Annotated in this window: 17 protein-coding genes; 9 read left to right on the forward strand and 8 right to left on the reverse strand. The window is 56.5% G+C overall.

Annotated features, from left to right (window positions below; all coding sequences use genetic code 11):
- Positions 1 to 4: 4 nt before the first annotated feature.
- Both drmE and FTE24_RS07205 read right to left on the reverse strand, forming a co-directional pair.
- A complete protein-coding gene (drmE, locus tag FTE24_RS07200) occupies positions 5 to 2,386 on the reverse strand; it encodes a DISARM system-associated protein DrmE (protein ID WP_150231933.1) in 2,382 nt (793 codons plus the stop codon).
- 165 nt (positions 2,387 to 2,551) lie between these two features.
- Complete coding sequence (locus tag FTE24_RS07205) at positions 2,552 to 4,492, reverse strand: 3'-5' exonuclease (RefSeq protein ID WP_150231934.1); 1,941 nt, start codon at positions 4,490 to 4,492, stop codon at positions 2,552 to 2,554.
- Between the two features lie 454 nt (positions 4,493 to 4,946).
- Between FTE24_RS07205 and FTE24_RS07210 the strand changes: the two genes are divergently transcribed.
- The 4 genes from FTE24_RS07210 to FTE24_RS07225 all read left to right on the forward strand — a co-directional run bounded on the left by FTE24_RS07210 (position 4,947) and on the right by FTE24_RS07225 (position 6,527).
- Positions 4,947 to 5,219 carry a DUF4181 domain-containing protein gene (locus tag FTE24_RS07210; protein ID WP_160441688.1) on the forward strand — a complete coding sequence of 91 codons (273 nt, stop codon included), beginning with the start codon at positions 4,947 to 4,949 and terminating at the stop codon, positions 5,217 to 5,219.
- A 27-nt stretch (positions 5,220 to 5,246) separates the two neighbouring features.
- Positions 5,247 to 5,603: a hypothetical protein gene (locus tag FTE24_RS07215; protein WP_150231939.1), complete on the forward strand. Its 357-nt coding sequence runs from the start codon at positions 5,247 to 5,249 to the stop codon at positions 5,601 to 5,603.
- Between the two features lie 23 nt (positions 5,604 to 5,626).
- Positions 5,627 to 5,998 (forward strand): hypothetical protein, encoded by a 372-nt coding sequence (locus FTE24_RS07220; protein ID WP_141448733.1) that lies wholly within the window; start codon positions 5,627 to 5,629, stop codon positions 5,996 to 5,998.
- Positions 5,999 to 6,092: 94 nt separating this feature from the next.
- Complete coding sequence (locus FTE24_RS07225) at positions 6,093 to 6,527, forward strand: hypothetical protein (RefSeq protein WP_150231941.1); 435 nt, start codon at positions 6,093 to 6,095, stop codon at positions 6,525 to 6,527.
- A gap of 225 nt (positions 6,528 to 6,752) precedes the next feature.
- Here FTE24_RS07225 and FTE24_RS07230 read toward each other — a convergent pair whose 3' ends face one another.
- A complete protein-coding gene (locus tag FTE24_RS07230; RefSeq protein ID WP_150231943.1) occupies positions 6,753 to 8,264 on the reverse strand; it encodes a methyl-accepting chemotaxis protein in 1,512 nt (503 codons plus the stop codon).
- Positions 8,265 to 8,454: 190 nt separating this feature from the next.
- Here FTE24_RS07230 and FTE24_RS07235 point away from each other — a divergent pair, with 190 nt between their 5' ends.
- Positions 8,455 to 8,901 carry a hypothetical protein gene (locus tag FTE24_RS07235; RefSeq protein ID WP_150231945.1) on the forward strand — a complete coding sequence of 149 codons (447 nt, stop codon included), beginning with the start codon at positions 8,455 to 8,457 and terminating at the stop codon, positions 8,899 to 8,901.
- A 623-nt stretch (positions 8,902 to 9,524) separates the two neighbouring features.
- Here FTE24_RS07235 and FTE24_RS07240 read toward each other — a convergent pair.
- Together FTE24_RS07240 and FTE24_RS07245 are read right to left on the reverse strand one after the other, a co-directional pair.
- Positions 9,525 to 10,697, reverse strand: a complete 1,173-nt coding sequence (locus FTE24_RS07240) for a phosphodiester glycosidase family protein (protein WP_150231947.1) — start codon at positions 10,695 to 10,697, stop codon at positions 9,525 to 9,527.
- 170 nt (positions 10,698 to 10,867) lie between these two features.
- A complete protein-coding gene (locus tag FTE24_RS07245) occupies positions 10,868 to 11,842 on the reverse strand; it encodes an aldo/keto reductase family protein (RefSeq protein ID WP_150231949.1) in 975 nt (324 codons plus the stop codon).
- A gap of 349 nt (positions 11,843 to 12,191) precedes the next feature.
- On the opposite strand from FTE24_RS07245, the gene FTE24_RS07250 reads away from it, so the two are divergent.
- Entirely contained in the window at positions 12,192 to 13,211 is a 1,020-nt protein-coding gene (locus FTE24_RS07250; RefSeq protein WP_141448727.1) for a 3-oxoacyl-[acyl-carrier-protein] synthase III C-terminal domain-containing protein, read from the forward strand.
- A gap of 104 nt (positions 13,212 to 13,315) precedes the next feature.
- Here FTE24_RS07250 and FTE24_RS07255 read toward each other — a convergent pair whose 3' ends face one another.
- Positions 13,316 to 13,672, reverse strand: a complete 357-nt coding sequence (locus tag FTE24_RS07255) for a hypothetical protein (protein WP_141448726.1) — start codon at positions 13,670 to 13,672, stop codon at positions 13,316 to 13,318.
- Positions 13,673 to 13,862: 190 nt separating this feature from the next.
- Entirely contained in the window at positions 13,863 to 15,857 is a 1,995-nt protein-coding gene (locus FTE24_RS07260; protein ID WP_150231951.1) for a glycoside hydrolase family 31 protein, read from the reverse strand.
- A gap of 174 nt (positions 15,858 to 16,031) precedes the next feature.
- Between FTE24_RS07260 and FTE24_RS07265 the strand changes: the two genes are divergently transcribed.
- The 3 genes from FTE24_RS07265 to FTE24_RS07275 all read left to right on the forward strand — a co-directional run bounded on the left by FTE24_RS07265 (position 16,032) and on the right by FTE24_RS07275 (position 18,710).
- Positions 16,032 to 17,138 carry a helix-turn-helix transcriptional regulator gene (locus tag FTE24_RS07265; protein WP_150231953.1) on the forward strand — a complete coding sequence of 369 codons (1,107 nt, stop codon included), beginning with the start codon at positions 16,032 to 16,034 and terminating at the stop codon, positions 17,136 to 17,138.
- Positions 17,139 to 17,322: 184 nt separating this feature from the next.
- On the forward strand, positions 17,323 to 17,655 hold the full coding sequence (locus FTE24_RS07270) for a hypothetical protein (protein ID WP_150231955.1): 333 nt from the start codon (positions 17,323 to 17,325) through the stop codon (positions 17,653 to 17,655).
- A 368-nt stretch (positions 17,656 to 18,023) separates the two neighbouring features.
- Positions 18,024 to 18,710 carry a DUF559 domain-containing protein gene (locus tag FTE24_RS07275; protein ID WP_150231957.1) on the forward strand — a complete coding sequence of 229 codons (687 nt, stop codon included), beginning with the start codon at positions 18,024 to 18,026 and terminating at the stop codon, positions 18,708 to 18,710.
- An 859-nt stretch (positions 18,711 to 19,569) separates the two neighbouring features.
- Here the strand turns inward: FTE24_RS07275 and FTE24_RS07280 are convergent.
- Entirely contained in the window at positions 19,570 to 19,980 is a 411-nt protein-coding gene (locus tag FTE24_RS07280; protein WP_150231959.1) for a hypothetical protein, read from the reverse strand.
- Positions 19,981 to 20,086 lie beyond the last annotated feature (106 nt).

A 20,086-nucleotide genomic window follows, 5' to 3' on the forward strand; every position in this document is an offset into this window, starting at 1 on the left:
TAACCTATTCCTTATAAATAATACCAACTTCTCCTGGCTTCACAAGGTAAGGCTGCTCACTGATGGTCAGAATTGTTTTGATCTTAACTGCTTCTTTCAATCTATCGACCGTCAAATTATATTCACTCAATTTCTTACTCATTACTCCAGAAAGGCCTTTTGTAGAATCGTAAATTAGGGCATTTAAAATTTTCGAAATCTGCCTGTGCTCGCTACGAATAGTATTCATAGAATGTTGATAGACGACCGCATTCTCTATAAAATCTTCGACTTTCATAACCTGTCCCAGTTGAATAATATCTTCTACATCCTGCGGTCCATAATATAATCTCGATCTCCAGTTATCGAAATTTTGCTTCGACTTTCTTTTCCATCCATTTAATCGCATCTGTTTGTATAACTTATCTTGATTCCACTTACCTACTACATATCGATCTTCAAATAACTCATGCCAACGCGCAATCACTTTAAAATGTTCTTTTTTCTCTGTGCCTTTATCTGAGGACTCTATAAAGACATCATATAAATCTTTTTTGGCGTCTAGGTCAATAATTAGAATTTCAGAACCTGTTTCAATACTTTCTAAGTATATTTCTTCCTGACTCTGTTTATTTCTATTTAGGACTTTAACTACTGTCTCTGTACTTAAAAACATACCACTTCCATCAGCAAATTTAATATAATAAGCTTCTACAGCATCTTTACCTTCATAGGGCCTATTCTTTCGCATTGAAATTTGAACATCACTTTTGATATTTTTTATAAAGTCGAGCACATCAAAGTTCTCTGATTCTAACTCATTGTTTTTTAATTTTATACGATTGAGGAAGTAACGATAAAGACTGTAAGTAGTAAGCTGTTCTCTTGAATGAGAAAAATTATCAAGTAAATTATTATTTAAAGTAAGCATTCGCTCAAGCTTACTTTGTAATAGGGAGCGTTCTATACGATAAAGTAATACCTCGGCTTGCTGGTAGTTTGCTATCTGTAGAATTCTCAAATCCTCAAGTGAAGAAGCTGTAAATAACAGAAGTGTATCGCATTTTATTTTTTCACTTCCCTTAAGAACTTTCTTTCTATTGAAAAGAAATACATTCTGCTGTCCTATTTCTTCAATGGTAGTATTCAATTTGGATGCCAGCTGTTCTTTTAAAGCAATGCTAACAACACGTCCTGGCGATAGAATACCTACACTTTTTCCTTTCCTGCGTTCTTCTAAAATTCTAGAAAATAATTCATCCTGCTTAGGCGATTCATAATCTAGCTTATGTTTATTTAGCATAGTTTCTAAGCACTTGATTAATGATTCAAAATCATCATCTTCATAACGATTTTCACTCTGCTTAAGTTCTTTCAGTTGATTTTGAATGGTATCTACTCCAGGAATTTCATCAGCCACCATATCGTATTCTACTGCGCTAACAGGTGTATTCAAAAAAATATATAACAGTCTGCCTGCGAGACTCAGATCATACGGATCAAATCTTCTTTTTCTTAACAAGCCAAAATATTCGAATGCTTCACTCAAACATTCTTCAAATCGTGTGTCTATATAGCTTATTTCTAAACGTTGTACATCTTTATTTTTTAATTGATTCAATAAAACTGCATTATTTTGTAATTTCAAATGAGGAATTAACTTAGGGTCAAAATTATAAAATTCTCTATTATTATTCAGGTACGTAAGCCGTTTATCCATACAAGAATCAAAAAAATATGAGGTTGCTGAAAAGGATGGTTTTATCAAATCATTACTAGAGGCACAGTCAACAAAAATATGATCAAAAAAAGGCAGATCATCTTTTTCCATAATATTCAAACTAGCACTCACATAGAAAACAGCCTGCTGCTTATTATCATACTGTCCTATCTTATTTCTATTCCCCCTTGGAAAATTCGAAAACTTTGTATAGCCAATTGCTAGGGGTAATATATAGTGCAACGGAACAGCTTCTGGAACTTTACTTTCAAATCCTTTTTCCAAGTAGTGTTTAATATTACATTGAAAATAATCTTTATCATCAATTGCACAAAATTCTCCCTGTTCACTAAAAAAACGATGACGATCAAATCCCATTTGAAAAGCTATTTTTTTAGAAATATTCACCTTCAATAACTTGTCAATCACAAGAGGATCTATAGAAATAATCAATACAGAGAGTCTTCTTTTAAAGTCTTCACGCTTTTTATAACCAGATACATACTCAGAAATAGTAGTTTTGATTATCAGATCAATCCAGTAATCTTTATCGGGGTGACATAAGATGAAAGGCTTCTCATCAGCAACTGCAGTTTTCGTTTTATTCATTAACATATTCTCCAAATTGCTGCGCTGCTTATCTTCAATTGTAGAAATATCTTTTGGTTCCGGCTCTATTACAATCAATTGAGATCACTCCTAGAAGATATTAAATTAGATTTTAAACAGATACTTATAATTAAAATTTTATTACGTTATTCCACTTTTATAATCTTAATATATTAGTAGTTTTTAGTAGACAATCTAATTCTATATTTCTAAGTCTTCTTGCTTCATCACTTCATCACTTCATCACTTCATCACTTCACAAGTGTTTAATTTTTTATTGCATAAGAACTTTTGTTCAAGGAGTTTATTCAACCACCCCGCAAACCCCTCCGCCTCACAATAGCTCAAAAACAACCAATCCATCGCCCGGGTCATTCCGATATAGAACAGCGAGACTTCCCGTTCCACGTTCTCTTCCAGCTTAAAAGGCATGCTCTCCACGTTCACGATAAACACGGCTTTGAAGTCCAGACCTTTGGAACTGTCGATTGTCGACAGCTTCACGGTATCGGCTGCGCGGTCGTAGGATCGCTTGGAGGCGGTGTTCTCGGCGATCCAGTCATGCGGGATGTCGAGGTGGGTCAGTTCTTGGCGCAGCCGGTCGACGTACGAATACGAGTACTGGCTGCGGACGCGGTACAGGATGGCGATCTCGGCGTACGGCACTTTTTTGTCGTCATGCAGCTTGCGGATTGCGCGGGCGACCCAGGACGCTTCTTCATTGAAGTTGGCGCACTGCTTGATGATCGGCTCGGGGCCTTTGCGCTTGGTGCTCTGGGGCGGGATGATCTCGACGCCTTCGATGCTGCTGCCTTCCTTCACGCGGTCTTTGAGGGCCGAGTGGGTGCGGTAGAAGTCCCAGGCGAAGCCGACGATTTGCGACGTGTTGCGGTAGTTGATGCTCAGAATCTTGGAACGTCCGCGGAAGTCGAGGCCGGTGCTGGAGGACAGGCTCGTTTTTCTTTTAAAAATATTCTGGGCTTTGTCTTCTACGAGCAGCAGAGATTGCGTCTCCGGGTTGAGCACTTTGCTCAGCAGTTCCAGCCACGACGGTTCGAAGTCCTGGCCTTCGTCGATCAGGATCGCGTCGTATTTGGGCAGGATGGTCTCGCCGCGGTCGATTTTGGGCAGCAGGGTGTCGATCCCGTCGTCCCGGATACGCAGCGCGTTCCACAGCCATTCATGGAAAGTCGCGGTCTCGATATTGGACTTGGGCAGCGCCGGCGTGCCGTCTTCGCCCGCTTCCATCGCCGCAAAATCGAACAGGTCTTCCGGTTCTTCCAGCATCTTCCCGATCATGCCTTTGAGCACGCGGGACAGCGGAATGCCGTAGCAGAGCACGAGGATTTTCCAGTCCGGATGTTCCTTGGACAGCAGACGGGCCCGGGCGGACAGGATCAGCGTCTTGCCGCTGCCGGCGACGCCGCGGATCAGGCGGTTCTTGTCGCCGAGCTGGCGCGCGAGCGTCTCCTGATGCAGATCCATCGCCTGCAGATTGTGCAGCGACAGCAGCAGCTGATCGTCGTAATGCGACGGCGGCTTGAACTCCGCGCTGATGCGCACTTCGGGGAACAGATGGTAGCGGATCGCTTTGACGTCTTCCGCATTCAGCAGTTGGTTCGGGTGAAAAGGAAAATTGAACATGCCCAGCATCCGCTCCAGCAGCGCGGTACCGTCGAAGTGCTCGTTTTCCGGATCGATATCGTCCCGGGTCAGCAGGAACTGGGGATCGATCACGCGGTGCAGCTGGTGCTTGACGATATGCGTCTCGCGCATCCGGGTGAACACGACGCCGAAGCCGAACCGGAATTTGAGTCTGCCGTAGTGGCTGCCGCCGACCTGAATGAGACTTTTGTCTTTTTTGAGCTTGTCCACGATATTAAAAGCGTAGGTACGGGCTTGATGCAGCGGATTGCTGACGGTATGCAGCTCGCCGCGGGTGCTGTAGATGCGCCATTCGTCGGGGTAGAGTTCGTACAGCGTGCTCTCGGTATAGTCTTTCACTTCGAGCACGAGCATGCCGAGGTCCGGTCCGATCACGACATAGTCGGGACGCCGGCCGGCGATCCGGGGTTCGTAATAGACGATATAATCGTCGGGAAGGTGTTCGCGAAGCGTATGGAACAGCAGGCGTTCGCCTGCGGTCGCCGTGCGGGGGATGGTGTCCGGGATCATATAAGCCATAAGGTGTCACTCCCTGATGAGACAGATCCCGTGAAGACGTCCGGGGCTTCCGGAATCTGTGGATGTGATATGGATGCAGCGGATAGACGGTCTGGAGAATGCTGTAGATCAAGGCTTACCGGGTCCTGCGGCCTGGTTCGTAAGGGCTTGTCTCTGGTTCGATAGTCATCTTCGTCTATTGTAGCTTGCTGGAACTTGTTTGGGAACTAGATTACTGGTTATTTTCTATAATTTTCTTTGAAAGAGGGTTATTCTACTGCCTTATACGGATAATGGGACTTATTTATGCGTAACTTCAGGCCGGTTCAACACGTTATACTTATGTAGAAAGAATAGATAGAAAGCGGGTGATCCCATGCAAAACTACTCAGGTCTACTCCTGCTCCTCCTCGTCGGGGCCGCACGGCTGTTTTTTATCTGGAAAATCGTTCGCGGGGAAGATCGGCGCAGTCTGATGGATCTGGATCGGACGGCACCGAAGCTGTATGCGTTTGGCATCAATCTGGTGCTGGCGGCGGCGTTGGCGTTTCTGGTCATCTACGGCGGGGACCGGCCTTACTTCCTCGTCGCGGCGCTGGGCATCGTAGCGCTGTTCGGTCTGTCGCAAGCGTGGCTGGAGCGCAAATATTTGCCGAATACCCGAAGACATCTCGCTACGCTGCTGTCTTTCGCGGTGACGGTCGTCGTCATGGCCGGCTACTTCGTAATTTATCCGCTGTATCTGTGAGCTAACGCGCCAAGGAGGCTGAACGCGATGCAATCCCCTATCATTCTCGTTCTCGGTCTGCTGACGATTACCGCGTCGCTGCTTCGGATGTGGATCGTGCGGGGCAAGCCGACTTTTGAAAACGACCGCGTCAAAAAGACTTACTACGGGCTGACGGCGGCGGCTTGTCTGCCCGGCGTGCCCTGCTTCGTGCTGCTGATGCGGTCGCTTGAACGGCCGACGTGGGCGCCGGCGCTCGGCCTGCTCGCGCTGTCGATGATTCTGTTTGCTCTCATCGACCGCAAATACGTGCCGGAGACGAGGGAACACCGGCTGTACGGCGTTATGGCGGTGCTGATGATCGGACTGGCGCTCTTTTTCCATGCAAGCGATGTGATCAGTTGAACCGTCGAAAGGAGCAACCCCTCATGAACCCAACCACGTTTCCGATCATTCTGCTCGGCAATACGCTGCTTCTCCTGCTGCTGAATTTCGTCGTCGCCGATCTTATCGTCACGGGTGCGGATCGGCGCAGGCTGACGGACGTGCCGCGTCTGAAGCGTTACGTGTACGGCATCACGCTGCTCGCGATCGCGCTGCTGCTGGGGCTGCTCGGACTGCGGCTTCCGCCGGCTTCTTTTGATCTGATCGCGTTTGCGTTGGTTCTGCTGACTGGTCTGTCCATAATGGCGCTTGAGAAAAAATACCTGCCGCATACCCGCCGCCATGTGGTGACGCTCTGCTGGATCGGTGGGATGTGCCTGCTGTCCGGCCTCTACGGCTGGGTGACGTACGCGTAATATTCGTGCCGGGCGCTCTGCGACAAAACCGCGATATCCTCCGTCTTCCGGGTAAGGGCGAAGTCCCTTATTTTGACGACGGAGGTTGTTTGCCATGAACCGCACGACGAACCGCGAACGCCACACTCTTTCTTTTAAAAAAAGGCTAATTCTGCTGCTCTCGGTCCTCCTGCTCGGCGGCGCCTTGTTGGCGGTGTTCGTCTTGATCCCGATTCTCCGGGATCTGCGTCCGCTCGTCGTCACGCTGCATAACGAATCCGGCGCGGAGCTGACCGAGATTGAACTGCGGATCGACAGACAGGATGACGCGAAATACGCCTATCCCCGCCCCGTTCCCCGCGGCGAGAGCCGGAACATCCGCCCGGAGCTTGCGATGCAGGGCGCGGGCGAGCTGGTGCTGCGGGCCGTCGGCCCGGGCGGAGAAGCGTACGGCGGCACGATCTGCGGCTACACGGAGTCGCTCAGCGGAGCGGTGACGGTGACGATCGGGGCGGACGGCCAAATGGCTGTGCAGGGCGAATGCCGGTGAGTACCGGTAAGTACCGTTAAAGGCTCGCGTATGCGTGGGTGAGAGCCCGGGAGTGCGCCGGCGAGAAGCCGAAGCTAGGTGCCGGCAAGAGCCGAGGCTGCGCCGGGCTTGCGCAAGCGTTCCGAGCGGACCCGCTCCACGAGCCGACCTACCACAAAAAAAGCCCGCTGCCGATATTCCGGCCAACGGGCTTTTTTCCTATTCCGATAAACGTGTCTATTTCGCTCAGCCTTGCAGCGCCTGCGGCAGATCCTGTTTCTCTTCCGACGCTTCGGCCGCCATGCTGCGCAGCGCCGTTTCGTTGTGGCGGATAAGTTCGAGGATGTCGGCGTTTTTGCGGACGAGTTCGATCAGCGACGCGGACACCTGCTGCATGGCGGCGGTGGACTGCTCGCTGATCGCGGCCAGGCTCTCCGACGAGCGCTCGATCTCTTCGGACGAGAGCCGCACGGTGCCGATCATGTCGTCGTAACGGTTGACGGACTCGCTCACTTCTCCGACGGACGAGCGGATCGACGAGAACACGTCGCGCGTCTCTTCCACCATGCCCATGCATTCCTGCATGCGCACCGCGATCGTCTGCATGCTGCGCTGGGTACTGCCGGAATGGCTGCCGACAAGCGACAGATTGCCGGAGATCTGCTCCGCCGCTTTGGCGGACAGGTCGGCCAGCTTGCGGATCTCGCCCGCCACGACCGCGAAGCCGCGGCCGGATTCGCCGGCGCGCGCCGCTTCGATGCTGGCGTTCAGCGACAGCAGATTCGTCTGCGAAGAAATTTCCTGAATGGTGCCGATCAGCTGCGACGAAGACGAGACCTGCTCGGCCAGTCCGTTGACTTCTTCGGCCGCGGTGCGTACCTGCGTCTCGAACTCGCCGATCAGGCGGTACAGCCCGCCGACGATCTCGTCGCCGCGGTGCGAAGAATCGGCCGCCGTCTCGCTGCGCTCGCGCAGCTGGCCAAGCGATTGCAGCATGCCGCCGAGCTGGTCGCCGCTGAGGCGGATCGCGTCGGTCACGCCGGTCAGCAGTTCGCTCTGGGACACGGCGCCCTGCGTCACTTCCTGCACGGCGATATTCATCTCGTCGAACGAGACGGCGTTCTCCTGGCTGCCGGACGAGACGGCGTCCATGTTGCCCGAGACGACGCGGACGTTTTCGCGCAGCGATACACCCTGCCGCTCCGTGCGCTCAAGCAGTTCCTGCGTATGCCGCTGCGTGTCGGCGAGCTGCCGGAACATGCGGTCGGCGATCTGCTGGAAGTTAAACAAGATCACGCTGATAATGACGAAAAAGAACAAATGCGCGACGATATGGTCCCGCTCCATGCCGTAGGCGCTGCCTTTGTAAATATAGGCGGCCAGCAGCAGAACGGCGGCGCCGAAGCCGGTATACAGCGGCGCCCGCTGCATGTAGACGAGCGACAGCACGAGCACCAGGTACACCGGCACGATGTTGACGACGCTCGGCACGATGATCGCGGCGGCGGAGTGGGTCACGCCGAGCATGATGAGGGCGACGTACGCGATCGCTTTTTCCCGCTTGCGACCGAAATACAAAATGCCGACCACGACGACGCTTGCCAGATCGCCGGCGATCAGAATATACCGCGCCGTGGCATCCATCTCGACCGCGACGTACATCAGCAGGGCGAGCAGGACGGTAATGGCCAGCGAGTAGAACACCAGCCGGTTTTTGAGACGCAAATCTTCCGCACGCATTTGATTCCAATCTTTCATCACGTTCACATCCCCGAAGAATTTTCATGAGTACCTCGTCTTCATCGGCAAAAAGTCCCGGAATTATTAGACTAAAGGGCTATTAATACTCGGAATAAAGACTTTAATTGCTGTAGCCGTTCAGCGAAACGTTTCACTCTCTTCAAGCGTCTATGTAAAGAGAAACAGACTGTTGGAGAGGAGGATTCCCATGGATTCGGTATTTATGGTTTTTCTGACCGTGCTTGCGATCATCATGGTGTGCGGGGAATGGGTATTGGAAAAATGGTTCGTGCCCGAAGAAGCGTTCAAGAACCGCAAGTCCAACTCGCCGCTGCTCGATACGGTCGGCCTGATCGCGTTGGCCTGCCTGTTCGCGGTACTCGTCCTGTTCGCCGAAGACAGCTGGGCGCTGCTCGGCGTGTTCGCGCTCGTGCTGATCCAGCGCGGTTACTTGCTGTACCGGGACTGGAAGATCGTGCCCGGCAGCCAAAAGCATATCGCGTCGCTGATCTCGCTCGGCCTGATCGTGCTCATGCTGCTGCTGTACACGACCTGGCTCGTGGTGCAAAACGATCGGCTGAACGACGCTGCCGGCGGCGGTTCGGGGGCGGTGGGCGCCGTGATTGTAGAGCCGGTGAATGTGGAGCGGGTGTAGGTAACTAATCGTAGTAAAAAAGATCAAAACACCCCCGGCTGCGGCAGGGTGTTTTTTTGCGTGCAAACGGTAATATTCTTCTCGCTTGGACTCCTTCGCTAACGAATCGTGATCACGCTATTGGGCCGCAAACGAGCGTTTTCGATTTTTAACGAATCGTCATCACGCTATTGGACCCGAATCGGCCTTAAACGGGCGATTTCGGGCGATTTCGGGCGAATAACGATATGAGGATTCGTTAGATGGCGAAAATAGCGGAATACGGGCAAATAGCGATAGGAGGATTCGTTAGGGTTGGCGCGGCGTGGGGAATCGGTGCTAAGCATGAATAATGCGGTATAGGCGATGGATGAGGTGGCGCGTGGCACGGGTGGTGCGGTATAGAGGCGATGAATGAAGCGTATAGCATGGGTAGCGTGGTATAGGCGATGAATAAGGCGGCGTGTGGCATGGATGATATGCTTCCGCACGCACAAAAACAAGGACCGTCGGCGTCTCTCGCCGAGGTCCTTGTGTGCGTGTGCCTATACGGCGGTCGCCCTGTCCGGCGGTCACGTTGTTCGACACGCCGCTTGAGCTTGAAGCGCCGTTCGACGTCCCGCCCGGTACGCTGCCGAATCGGGCTATCTTCTCACTTTTACCAGCAGCGCGTTGCTTACTTTGCGGCCCGGCTTGGTGACGTATTTGCCGTTCAGGTACAGCCCGCTCGAAGCGCCGCCGTCCAGGTTCATCGCCTGGTACGCGCCGGCCTGCTTCATGATGTGCGCCAGCTGCGGCATGCTGGAGCGGCGCAGCGTGACCATGATCAGCTTGTGGTCGCGGGTAATGCCGATCGCGCTGCGCGCGGCCCGGCCGCGGAGGATGCTCGGATCGCGGAAGCCTTCCTTGACCGCGTTGACCGCGATGCGGCCGTTGTTGACCAGCCGCGGTCCGGCCTGCACGGCGCCTTCGACCTGGCCTTCTTCGTAGGCTTTGCCGAACTGAAGGCCCGGAATCAGGCGCGCCAGATGGTTCCGGTCGTAGGCGAAGACGGTGAGATCAGTGCCGCCGTTGATGAACTTGACGTCGCCTTTGCTGACGAGGTAGCCGTACGGGGCCCGGTAGACGGCGGAGCTGTACGCGTCGAAGTAGGTCGCGTTAATCGCGGCATACGCGCCGTTCTGGGCGGCGATCGCGCTCAGGTTCTGCACGGTGCCCACTCTGTGATGGGCAAAAGCGGCGTCGAGCGACACCCGCGGATGCATCAGCTGCACGGTGACGACGTTGGCGCGGATCGCGGCGCCGCCGACGTAGAATACCTGCTGGCGGTAGCTCACGGGCCGGTCGGTCAGCGAACCGCGGCGGATGATCGGCAGATCCATCGCCTTGTCGCCGCTTGCGACGTGCATCGAAGACGTCGCATCGTTCCATTCGAGCGTCAATCCGAGATGCTTCGCGGCGAAGCCGAGCGGCACGTACGTCACGCCCGCATAGGCAAAAGGCGCCGCGTCGATCCGCACTTTTTTGCCGTCGATCTCCGCTTTTTTGCGTCCCGTGTGCAGCGTGATCCGCTGTTTGCCTTTGACGATCTCAAGCTTGCCCTTGCCGCTCTTGCCGCTAATCTTCGCTCCCGCGAACGTGCTCAGCACGCGGAGCGGGACATACGTGCGCCCTGCCGCCGGGTCCGAATAGCCGTACGTTTTGGTCGCCGCCGCAGCCGCTTCCGCCCTCTGCGTCGCAGCGCCGGGCAGCGCCCCTCCCGCGATCAATCCCGTCGTCAGCGCAAAGGCCAGCAGCGTCTTCCATCCTTTTCCCATTTCCGTTTGGTCTCCTTTTGTCCGGTTCTCGGTCCGTGTTCGTTCTTCCTCTTTATATATCTGCTTTTGCCCGCCCGGAATGAATCCTTTTCGCAAAAAAAACCCCGACTGCGGATCTCGTCCGCGGCCGGGATTTTCCAACAGATTTTTCGGCAAAAAAAACCGCTATCTCAGCGCGCCGGCGCGAAGTCCCGGACCGGCTGCATCAGCTCGTCGATCTTCGCCAGCGTCTCTTCGCTCAAAACGACGCCGGAAGCTTCGGCATTCTCGCGCACCTGCCCGGGACGGCTCGCTCCGATGATCGCGGAGCTGACGCCCGGTTGGCGCAGCACCCACGCCAGCGCCAGCTGCGACAGCTTGAGGCCGAGCTGCCCGGCCAGTTCGTTCAGCTCCTGCGTCACGCCGAGCACGTCGTCGCGCAGATAGCTGCCGATGACCTGGTTGACGGTATCGTCCGCGCCGCGCGTGCCTGCGGCCGGCTTCTGGCCGGGCTTGTATTTGCCGGTGAGGATGCCCTGCGCAAGCGGCGAGAAGACGACCTGGCCCAGTCCGGCTTCGGCCGAGACGGGCAGCACTTCGTCTTCGATATACCGCTCGAACAGATTGTAGATCGGCTGGTTCGAAGCGAGCGGACGCAGGTTGCGGCGCTCGGTGATGCCGGCCGCGCTCTGGATCTGCGCCGCTGTCCATTCGCTGACGCCCGCGTACAGGATTTTGCCCTGCGCCGTCAGGTCGTCGAGCGCGCGCAGCGTCTCGTCGACCGGCGTGTCGCTATCGTAGCGATGGCAGAAATAGACGTCGATGTAGTCGGTGCCGAGCCGCTTCAGGCTGGCTTCGCACTGCTCCATGATATGTTTGCGCGACAATCCGCGGTCGTTGGGCCCGTCGCCCATCGGGAAAAAGACTTTGGTGCTCAGCACGTAGCTCGAACGTTCGTATTTGCCAAGCGCCGAGCCTATCGCTTTTTCGCCTTCGCCGCGATTGTATGCATTGGCCGTATCGAAAAAGTTGATGCCCTGCTCGAACGCCGCTTCGATGCACGCGTCCGCCGCCTGCTGCTCGGCCGCCGTGCCGTAGGTGAGCCAACTGCCCAATCCGATCTCGCTGACTTTGAGGCCGGTGCGCCCCAGATTCCGGTATTTCATCCCTACATCCTCCTCGGAAGGACGTCACGTTCCGCCGATCGGCCGACGCCGCACAGGTATTCGCCCCGTCGTCTTGGACCGCCTAAGAAAGTTCGTTTCCTATTAATCATTCGATTAAATATTAACGATAATCACTCCAAGATGCAACCGCCTTCATTAAAAGAAAACCAAAAGAAGACCAAAAAGAACCCGAACGGAATCTAAACGGAAACCGAACTTCGCCGCAATCCGAAATCCGATTTCCGTCTATCTGTTTCCCTTCATTTTCGTTCTTTTTTAACCGATAATAGATTGCCGGACCTTTGACCGTTCGGTCCATATACAGATTCATAAGGGAGAAGATGACACGATGCTGCAAACGCCTCAGCTTTCCGTCACGATTCGAAGTACGGGCATGTACCACCCGCAGGAACGGTTCGACAACGAATACTTCATTAACTTCTTCATGGAACGCGACAACAACGATATCACCCGCCTGCTTGAGCATCTCGGCAAAGAAACGCGTTACCTCAGCCGCAACAATCCCGACGAAAACTCGCTGACGATGGCCCAATTCGCGGCCGAGCAGGCGCTTGAGCGTTCGGGGCTGCAGCCGTCGGACATCCAGATGATCATGTTTATCTCCGACACGCCCGAATATACGTATCCGACGAACGCGGTCATGCTGCATGAACGGCTGAAGACGCCGAACGCGCATCTCGTCTACGACATGAACGCCAACTGCATCGGAGCCATCTCCGCGCTCGACCAGGCCTCGATCCTGATGAAAGCCAAAGGCATCAAGTACGCCCTGATCGCCGGCGGCGTATCCGTCAGCAAAGCGGCCAGCGACAAAGAGCCGATCATGTTCTCCGCCTTCGCGGACGGCGGCGGCGCGATCGTGCTCGAACTCGGCGAAGAAGACGAACAGCAGACAGGCTTCGTCGACGCCGACTTCTACACGGAATCGATCATCACGGATACGGCGCTCTACCCGAACGTCGGCCACTCGCGCATGCTCGACGCTTCGATCCCGGAATCGGAAAAAAGAGTCTACCACAAAGAAGTCGACGTCAGCTTCTTCTCCGCCAAATGGCAGGGGCTGATCACCGGCCTGCTCTCCAAGCACGGCCTGGCACCGGGCGACGTCGACCACTTCATCTTCTCGCAGCTCTCGCTCGCCGAGAACCTCAAGACGCTGGACCTGCTCGGCGTCGATGCCGGCAAGCAGATCTACGTCGGCGACAAATACGGCTATACCGGCGTAACCGGCCCGATCTTCGCCCTGAACGAAGCGCTTCAGAGCGGCCGGATCAAGCCGGGCGACAAGCTCGTGATCTGCTCGGTCGGACTCGGCTACGTGATGGGCGCCTGCCTGTACCGGTTCTGATCCCTGCCCGACAACCAAACATAACGGTCATCAACATCAAAAAAGCTGCCCCATCGAACGCCCAGGCGTTACGCGGGACAGCTTTTTTGCATGCCTATGAACGTTTACTTCACGTCGTCCATGCTCTTGACCAATACGCCGCTGAAGTTCGTTTTCTCGGCGATTTTGCGGATTTGCATACTCGTAATGGCCGATTTGGATTCGACCATGTAGATGTTCTTGAAGCCGAGCGTCATGTACATCTGGAACGCCTGTTCCAGCATGTCCAGCAGGTCCTGCTTAACGGTAGACAGTTCATAGGCGTTAACGACAAGCGTATACTCGCTCGTCTTGATCTGGCTGCCTTCCTGCATAAACTTGAGGGCAAAACCTTCCGCGTCGCTCATTTGGAAAAATCCGCCGACGGTAGCGATGAACAACTTTTTGGCCTGATCCGTTTCGACATTGTACTTCTGTGTCATGATCTCTCTCCTCGGTTCATTCGATTGGTTGGCCGAACGGTCGTCCGACCGATGCGCGTTCTAAGTATATCAACGAACATAAGCGAAAGAAAGAGTGCAGAGATCTTCTTTTCCGATGCCAAAAGACCGTTCAAGACCTTGCTGCGCCACCGCTTCTCCTATTTCACGCTTCCCCTATTCTACGTTCCTCTTATTCCGCGCTTGCCCGGATCGGCAGCTTCGCCCCGTCGCGCACATAGACCGGAATCCGCTCGATCGGCGCGTCCGCGAAGATCGCCCGGCCGCCGTCGAGCGTCTCGCCGCTGTACGCGTCGGTCCACGTCGCCCCGGCCGGCAGGTAGACGTCGCGTCCGCGGACGTCCGCTTGCAGAATCGGCGCGATCAGCAGGTCCGGACCGAGCATGAACTGGTCGTCCACGTCCCAAGCCGCCGAATCGTCCGGGAAATCGTAGAACAGCGGGCGCATCGGCGGGGTGCCTTTTCGATGCGCGGCTTCCATCTGCTCGCTCAGGTAAGGGCGCAGCCGTTCGCGCAGACGCATATGTTCCCCGAAGATGCCGTACGCTTCGTCGCCGTAGCTCCACACTTCGTTGTCCGCGCCGCTGCCCCACAGCCCGCCGCCCGGCAAGCCCGTATCCGCTTCGCGGTACGGCGAACGATCGCCGTGCAGCCGCATGACCGGACAGAAAGTGCCGTACTGGAACCAGCGGATGATGCACTCCCGGAACGCCGGATCGTCCGGATTGCCGCCATGGAAGCCGCCGATGTCCGTCGTCCACCACGGAATGCCCGCGATCGCCATATTCAGTCCCGCGCGCACCTGATGGCCCAGCACCTCAAAAGTCGACGCGATATCGCCGGACCACGCAAGCGCTCCGTAACGCTGGCTGCCCGCCCAGGCGCTGCGCACGAGATTGATCACGTTCTCCTGCCCGGCTCCGGTCATCCCTTCGTAGAAGGTGCGGCTGTACTGGCTCGGATACCAGTTGCCGACCTGCAGCGCGGGACCCGCGTCATAGCGGTAAATGTCGTGGTCGTACACCCCGAACTCCGGCTCGGCTTCGTCCAGCCAGAACAGCCGGATGCCCCGGTCGTAATAATTTTGCTTGATCTGCTCCCAGACAAACTCGCGCGCTTCCGGATGGGTGGCGTCGAAAATTTCGTTTTGCCCGAGAAACTGGAACTGCGTGCGGATACCGCGGTCGGTGCGGACCAGATAGCCTTTTTCCACCATTTCGCCGTAGTTCACGCTCTCCGTCTGCACGGTCGGCCATACGGACACCATCAGCTCGATCCCAAGCTCCCGCAGTTCGCGCACCATCTCTTCCGGGTCGGGCCAGTACGCCGCGTCGAACGTCCAGTCGCCCTGGTTCGGCCAATGGAAAAAGTCGATCACGATGACCGAAATGGGCAGTCCCCGCCGTACATGCTCGCGCGCGACGCCCAGCAGTTCTTCCTGGCTGCGATAGCGCAGCTTGCACTGCCAGAAGCCCATCGCGTAATCCGGCATCATCGGGACTTTGCCCGTGGCGTCGGCGTACGCTTCTTCGATCTGCGCCGGCGTGTCGCCCGCGACGATCCAGTAATCAAGCTGCTTGGTCGACTTGGCCGCCCATTCCGTCACGTTGACGTTGAAGCTGGCCTGCCCGATCGCCGGGTTATGCCACAGCATGCCGTACCCGCGATCCGACAGCAGAAACGGGACGCTGGTCTGGCTGTTGCGGTGGGTAAGCTCCAGGCGGCAGCCTTTGAGATTGAGCAGCGACTGCTGGTACTGCCCCATCCCGAACAGCTTCTCGTCCGGATGCGATTCGAAGCGCAGCGTCACCTCGAAATCGCGGGTCCCCGGAATCGGCACGATGTCGCGCCCGCCGGATTTGAGCTGGTACGTTTTCTGCGTTTCCTTCAGCAGCACTTTGCCGCTCTCGTCCGTAAACGTAATCCGGCCGTCCCGTTCGACGTCCGCCCGGATCTTCCCGTTGACGATAGTCGCGCTTCGTCCGTCTGCCGATACCGTGACCGCCGCGTTGTCCGCAGGTTCTCCCGCCGGCAGCAGCACCCAATCGTCGTCGTGCAGCCTGTCTTTGGACGCGCGTACGCGAAAAGCGTTCGGTCCCCACGGTTCGATCCGCAGCGTCTCGTGGTCGTAGGTCCAGATCAGCGCCCGTTCTTGTGCTTGCAGCATGATAGTGTTCCCTCCCTGACATGGATTAAGTGTTGTAAGCGTTATCTTATGCGAGATCATTATACCGCGGAAGCAGGATCGGGCGGCAGGGCGTAGAATACGGGGATATGGGACAGGATTACGTTTCGGGAAAAAGCAGCCGGAGCGGTCGGACCGGACAAGGAGGCATGGACGATGGCGGGAACGCTTGGAAAAGAGGGTGGCGGGGCGGATTGGGCGGACGGGGTGGCGGAGATGGATGGATCGGGGCGGACGGACGCGTTGGGACCGACCGACGGGGCGGCGGAAGCGGATGGGACGGCGGAGACGGATGGAGCGGCGCAGGCGGACGGTTCGGCGGAAAAGGACGGCTGGCGGCGCGAGCATACGGTGATCCCGGATCGCACCTTTCCGCTAAACGTATTCCGGATTCAAGAATCGGACCCCGACATGTTCTGCATTCCGCCGCATTGGCACGAGCATCTGGAATGGATCGTCGTCGCAAGCGGACGGTTCAGCGTGCAGGTCGGCAGCCAGCTGCGCGAGCTGTCGGCGGGCGACTGCGCGTTCGTCAACGCGAAGCAGCTGCATGCGGCGTTCCCGCTCGAAGCGGGCAGCCGACTGCACGCGCTCGTGTTCGGCGAGGCGCTGCTGCGCAACCACGCGCTCGACCATACGGAGACGCGTTACGTGCGTCCCCTGCTCGAAGGGCGGCTTGCCCTGCGTTCTTTTTACGCCCAAGAAGCCGCCGCGAAGCTGCGCCGCCAACTGCTCGGCGTCGTATCGGAGCATCGGGCGGCCGAGCCCGGCTACGAACTGCTCGTCAAAGCCGCGCTGCTGGCCGCCCTCGGCCTGGCCCTGCGGGCATCGGCCCGGGCGGACGGGCCGGGCTTCCCCGGCGCGGCGGGGCGCGGCGGCTCCGGCCGCTTCGAGAGCGTCCGCGGCACCCGAAGCGGCGCGGGCGCGGACAGCGTCGTCTATCCCCTGCTGCTGCATCTCAGCGAACGCTTCCGCGAGCCGATCGACGTCGCGGCGGCGGCGGGATTGTGCTGCGTGACGCCGACGTATTTTTGCCACGTGTTCAAACGCTCCACCGGCCGCACGCTGACGGAATACGTCAACATGCTGCGCATCCAGGAAGCCGAAGCGCTGCTGCGAAGCGGCGGCCACACGGTGCAGGAAATCGCGCGCAGCGTCGGATACGGCGATGCCGGGTATTTTGCAAGAGTGTTCCGAAAATTCAAGAACACCTCGCCGGGACGGTACGCGGAAGCGAATCGCAAGGCCGAGGGGCGCGGGTAGCGGATTGTTGAAGGAATGGATTGGGGCAAGCGGATTACAGCGAGCGGATCGAAGTTAGCGGGTCAAGACAGACGGATCGGGGCAAGTTTCATCCGTAACAAGTTTCATCCGTAAAAAGAAGGACTATGAAGAAAGGGGCGATCAGATGTTGCGTATATTGCGTGTGGGAAAAAGAGTGAAAAGATTGGGATTCGCCGTTATCGCGGCGTGCGCGTTGGCGCTTACGGCCTGCGGAGCGGGTCAGAGCCACACCACCGCCCTCCTGACGGTCAGGGACAAAATTACGGAGGACGGCAAGACGTGGATCACGGCGTATAACGCCGCCGATTCCCGGAACGCGGAGAGCGAAACGTGGAAAATCCGGGTCGAGGACGCCAACGCCTGGAACCTGATCCAGCCGGGCGGACTGTATTTGACCGACTTTTCGCACAAAGCCGGCAAAAAACCGGACAAGTCCGGGCTTATCGAAGCCGAACTGGACGTGATCAAGCCCGCGTCCGCCGAAGCGCAGCCGTGAAATGCGGGTATGAAGCGCGGCTATGAGCGGGTATGAAATGCGGCCGGGAATTGGGGTCGGGGGAATGACGAGCGGGATCGCAGAGCAGGCTGGCGGACAGCTTATGATCGGTACGCGTCGGCTGTTCTTTCTGTTTTCCGTAAAATTTTTCCGCAAGTCTGGATTTGGTGCGCTGTTCGTTTTACAATGACGATAACTTATAATTTTACGGCAATCGGATTGTCTCGGCATAAGACCGCTCCACGCGGACAGCCTGCCGATTCCCGATACCACGGCGACGAAGCACGTCCCGCTCTCTCCTCTTCCACCTGAGGATGCGAGCCGGGGCGTTTTTTGCGTACATCCCATCATGCTCAAGGAGGCTATCCATGAAACCTACGACCGTTCTATTCGAATCGGCGCATGCCCTCTTCCTCGACGCGCATCTGAGCAGACGAACCGGCGAACGCCGGGACCGGCTGCGGCACGGACATCGCGAAGCCGAAAAGCTGTTTTGTCAAAACGTCTGGTGGCCGCTGCGGCAAAACTTCGACCAACTGCATCCCGAATACGAAGTGACGGACTGGCGCGGGCTGTCGTATTTCTGCGATTTCGTCTGGATGACGCCCCAGGTCAAACTGGTCATCGAGATCCAAGGCTTCGGTCCCCACGTACAGGACATGGACCGCCGGAAATTTTGCCGCGAGCTGAATCGGGAGACGTTTTTGAACGCGGTGGGCTTTCAGCTGATTCCTTTTGCCTACGACGACGTGGCCCAGCGGCCGCAGCTGTGCCTGACGCTGCTGCGAATGGTGCTGGGGCGCCATCAGGCGGACGAGATCGCGCCGGGCCGTCCGTGTTCCGGGGCGGAACGCGAAATCGTACGGCTCGCCTGCACGCTCGGACGTCCGATCCGGCCGATCGACGTGTGCGAGCATCTCGGCATCGGCTACCGCAGGGCGGCCGACCTGCTGCATGCGCTGTGCGAGCGCAAAGTGTTTGTCGGCGAATCCGGCACGCAGAACAAGCGGATCGTGCGTTACGCGCTGATAAATGCGGAGTTGGGGTATTTGTGAGGCGGGACGACTGGCGAGGCACGAAGAATGTGGCGGCGTGGATGGCGAAGATGCTGAGGGCAAGGTGCAAGGCAGGAACGATGCGGTGCCGCTGCGTTTGTGGCGAACGGCGACCGGTGAGCGATAGGCAGGTCATTTTTGTTTTGCGCAAAATAACGTCCTGAATACAGTTATTTTTCGCACGACGGACGCTGAAGCGAAATAAGTGCGTGAGAGCAGTTAATTAGTGTGATTTGGATCGGTTGAGGGCTGAAACGAACGATTAGTTGTCGTGTCGCAGTTATTTGCTTAAAAGTTGGCGTTTTGCGCGAAATAGATGCTTTGTCGCAGTTATTTTGCTTGGAAGCGCTGGGGGAGTCCGGTTAAGAGTGGAAAATCGGACACTCGGAGGGCCCGGGCGGCGGAATGACTGGGATGGGCGGAGTGGGTAGGTTCGAGCGGGGCGAGACGGGCGTTTAAGGCGCGTCGGGTGCGGCGAGGTGCGGCGTTTGAGGTGCGGCGTTTGAGCCGAGCCCTTGATGGAGGAGCGAAACGGCGGCGAGGTGTGCGGCGCAACGACAAAAAAGCCGCACATTCCGAAGAATGTGCGGCCGGGAACGGCTCGGTTCGGCTTCGCTCGGCCGAAGGCTGACGCGCGCTGTCCGCCTTTGGCGCTGCATAGGCGCGCTATGCGCCTCAAGCGAGGCATCGCGCTTGCTCTCGCCCTTACGGCCCTGGCTCTTACACGAGCCATAGCCTTCTCCGCGCCTGCGCTTGCCCTTACGCGCAGGGCATCGCGCTCCCCTCGCCTGCGCTTGCCCTCGCCCTTATGCGCAGGGCACCGCGCTCGCCTCGCCTGTCTGGCGCGCAAGTCCGCGCCTCAAAGCGCCTCGCCCGCCCCGTCGGAACGGGGACGGGCTGACAGCAGCGCTTTGAGCTTTTCGCCGCTCGCTTTCATGGCGTCTTCCGGGTCGTGCTCGGGGCGGCCGGGCGAAGCGGGAATGATGCGCGCTTCGCCGCGCGGCAGCGCGAGGGCGGGCCCTTCGTGCGCGGGCTTTTCTTCGAGCAGGATTCGCGTGCCGTCGGGGAGTACCCCGTAGCGGCGAATCCAGCCGTCTTCCTGGACGTTTATGATCCGTCCCGGCGCCGACTTGCGGCGCGGCTTCGGGCGCTCCGTCTGCTGCGCGCCGGCCAGCTTGAAGCGCAATCCGGCCGCTTCCGAGCGCTGCACGGGCTGAACCGGCATCACGCGGGAAATGCCGTGGGTGAGGTCGATCGGCGTGATCGGCATAACGATCCCTCCTTAAAAATCAAATCCAATAACTCGAATCCGACAACTTGAATCCGACAACTCAAATCCAATAACTCAAATCCAATAACTCAAATCCAATAACTCG

The sequence above is a fragment of the Saccharibacillus sp. WB 17 genome, from assembly GCF_008634075.2.
GTDB lineage: Bacteria > Bacillota > Bacilli > Paenibacillales > Paenibacillaceae > Saccharibacillus > Saccharibacillus brassicae.

Bases quoted from the DNA above. Each gene is read 5' to 3' on its own strand.
- FTE24_RS07240 (WP_150231947.1), bottom strand. From the start codon at position 10,697: ATGGGAAAAGGATGGAAGACGCTGCTGGCCTTTGCGCTGACGACGGGA.
- FTE24_RS07245 (WP_150231949.1), bottom strand. From the start codon at position 11,842: ATGAAATACCGGAATCTGGGGCGCACCGGCCTCAAAGTCAGCGAGATC.
- FTE24_RS07280 (WP_150231959.1), bottom strand. From the start codon at position 19,980: ATGCCGATCACGCCGATCGACCTCACCCACGGCATTTCCCGCGTGATG.
- FTE24_RS07225 (WP_150231941.1), top strand. From the start codon at position 6,093: ATGAACCGCACGACGAACCGCGAACGCCACACTCTTTCTTTTAAAAAA.
- FTE24_RS07265 (WP_150231953.1), top strand. From the start codon at position 16,032: ATGGCGGGAACGCTTGGAAAAGAGGGTGGCGGGGCGGATTGGGCGGAC.
- FTE24_RS07255 (WP_141448726.1), bottom strand. From the start codon at position 13,672: ATGACACAGAAGTACAATGTCGAAACGGATCAGGCCAAAAAGTTGTTC.
- FTE24_RS07260 (WP_150231951.1), bottom strand. From the start codon at position 15,857: ATGCTGCAAGCACAAGAACGGGCGCTGATCTGGACCTACGACCACGAG.
- FTE24_RS07230 (WP_150231943.1), bottom strand. From the start codon at position 8,264: ATGAAAGATTGGAATCAAATGCGTGCGGAAGATTTGCGTCTCAAAAAC.
- FTE24_RS07215 (WP_150231939.1), top strand. From the start codon at position 5,247: ATGCAATCCCCTATCATTCTCGTTCTCGGTCTGCTGACGATTACCGCG.
- FTE24_RS07205 (WP_150231934.1), bottom strand. From the start codon at position 4,492: ATGGCTTATATGATCCCGGACACCATCCCCCGCACGGCGACCGCAGGC.
- FTE24_RS07275 (WP_150231957.1), top strand. From the start codon at position 18,024: ATGAAACCTACGACCGTTCTATTCGAATCGGCGCATGCCCTCTTCCTC.
- FTE24_RS07220 (WP_141448733.1), top strand. From the start codon at position 5,627: ATGAACCCAACCACGTTTCCGATCATTCTGCTCGGCAATACGCTGCTT.
- FTE24_RS07235 (WP_150231945.1), top strand. From the start codon at position 8,455: ATGGATTCGGTATTTATGGTTTTTCTGACCGTGCTTGCGATCATCATG.
- FTE24_RS07250 (WP_141448727.1), top strand. From the start codon at position 12,192: ATGCTGCAAACGCCTCAGCTTTCCGTCACGATTCGAAGTACGGGCATG.
- FTE24_RS07210 (WP_160441688.1), top strand. From the start codon at position 4,947: ATGGATCTGGATCGGACGGCACCGAAGCTGTATGCGTTTGGCATCAAT.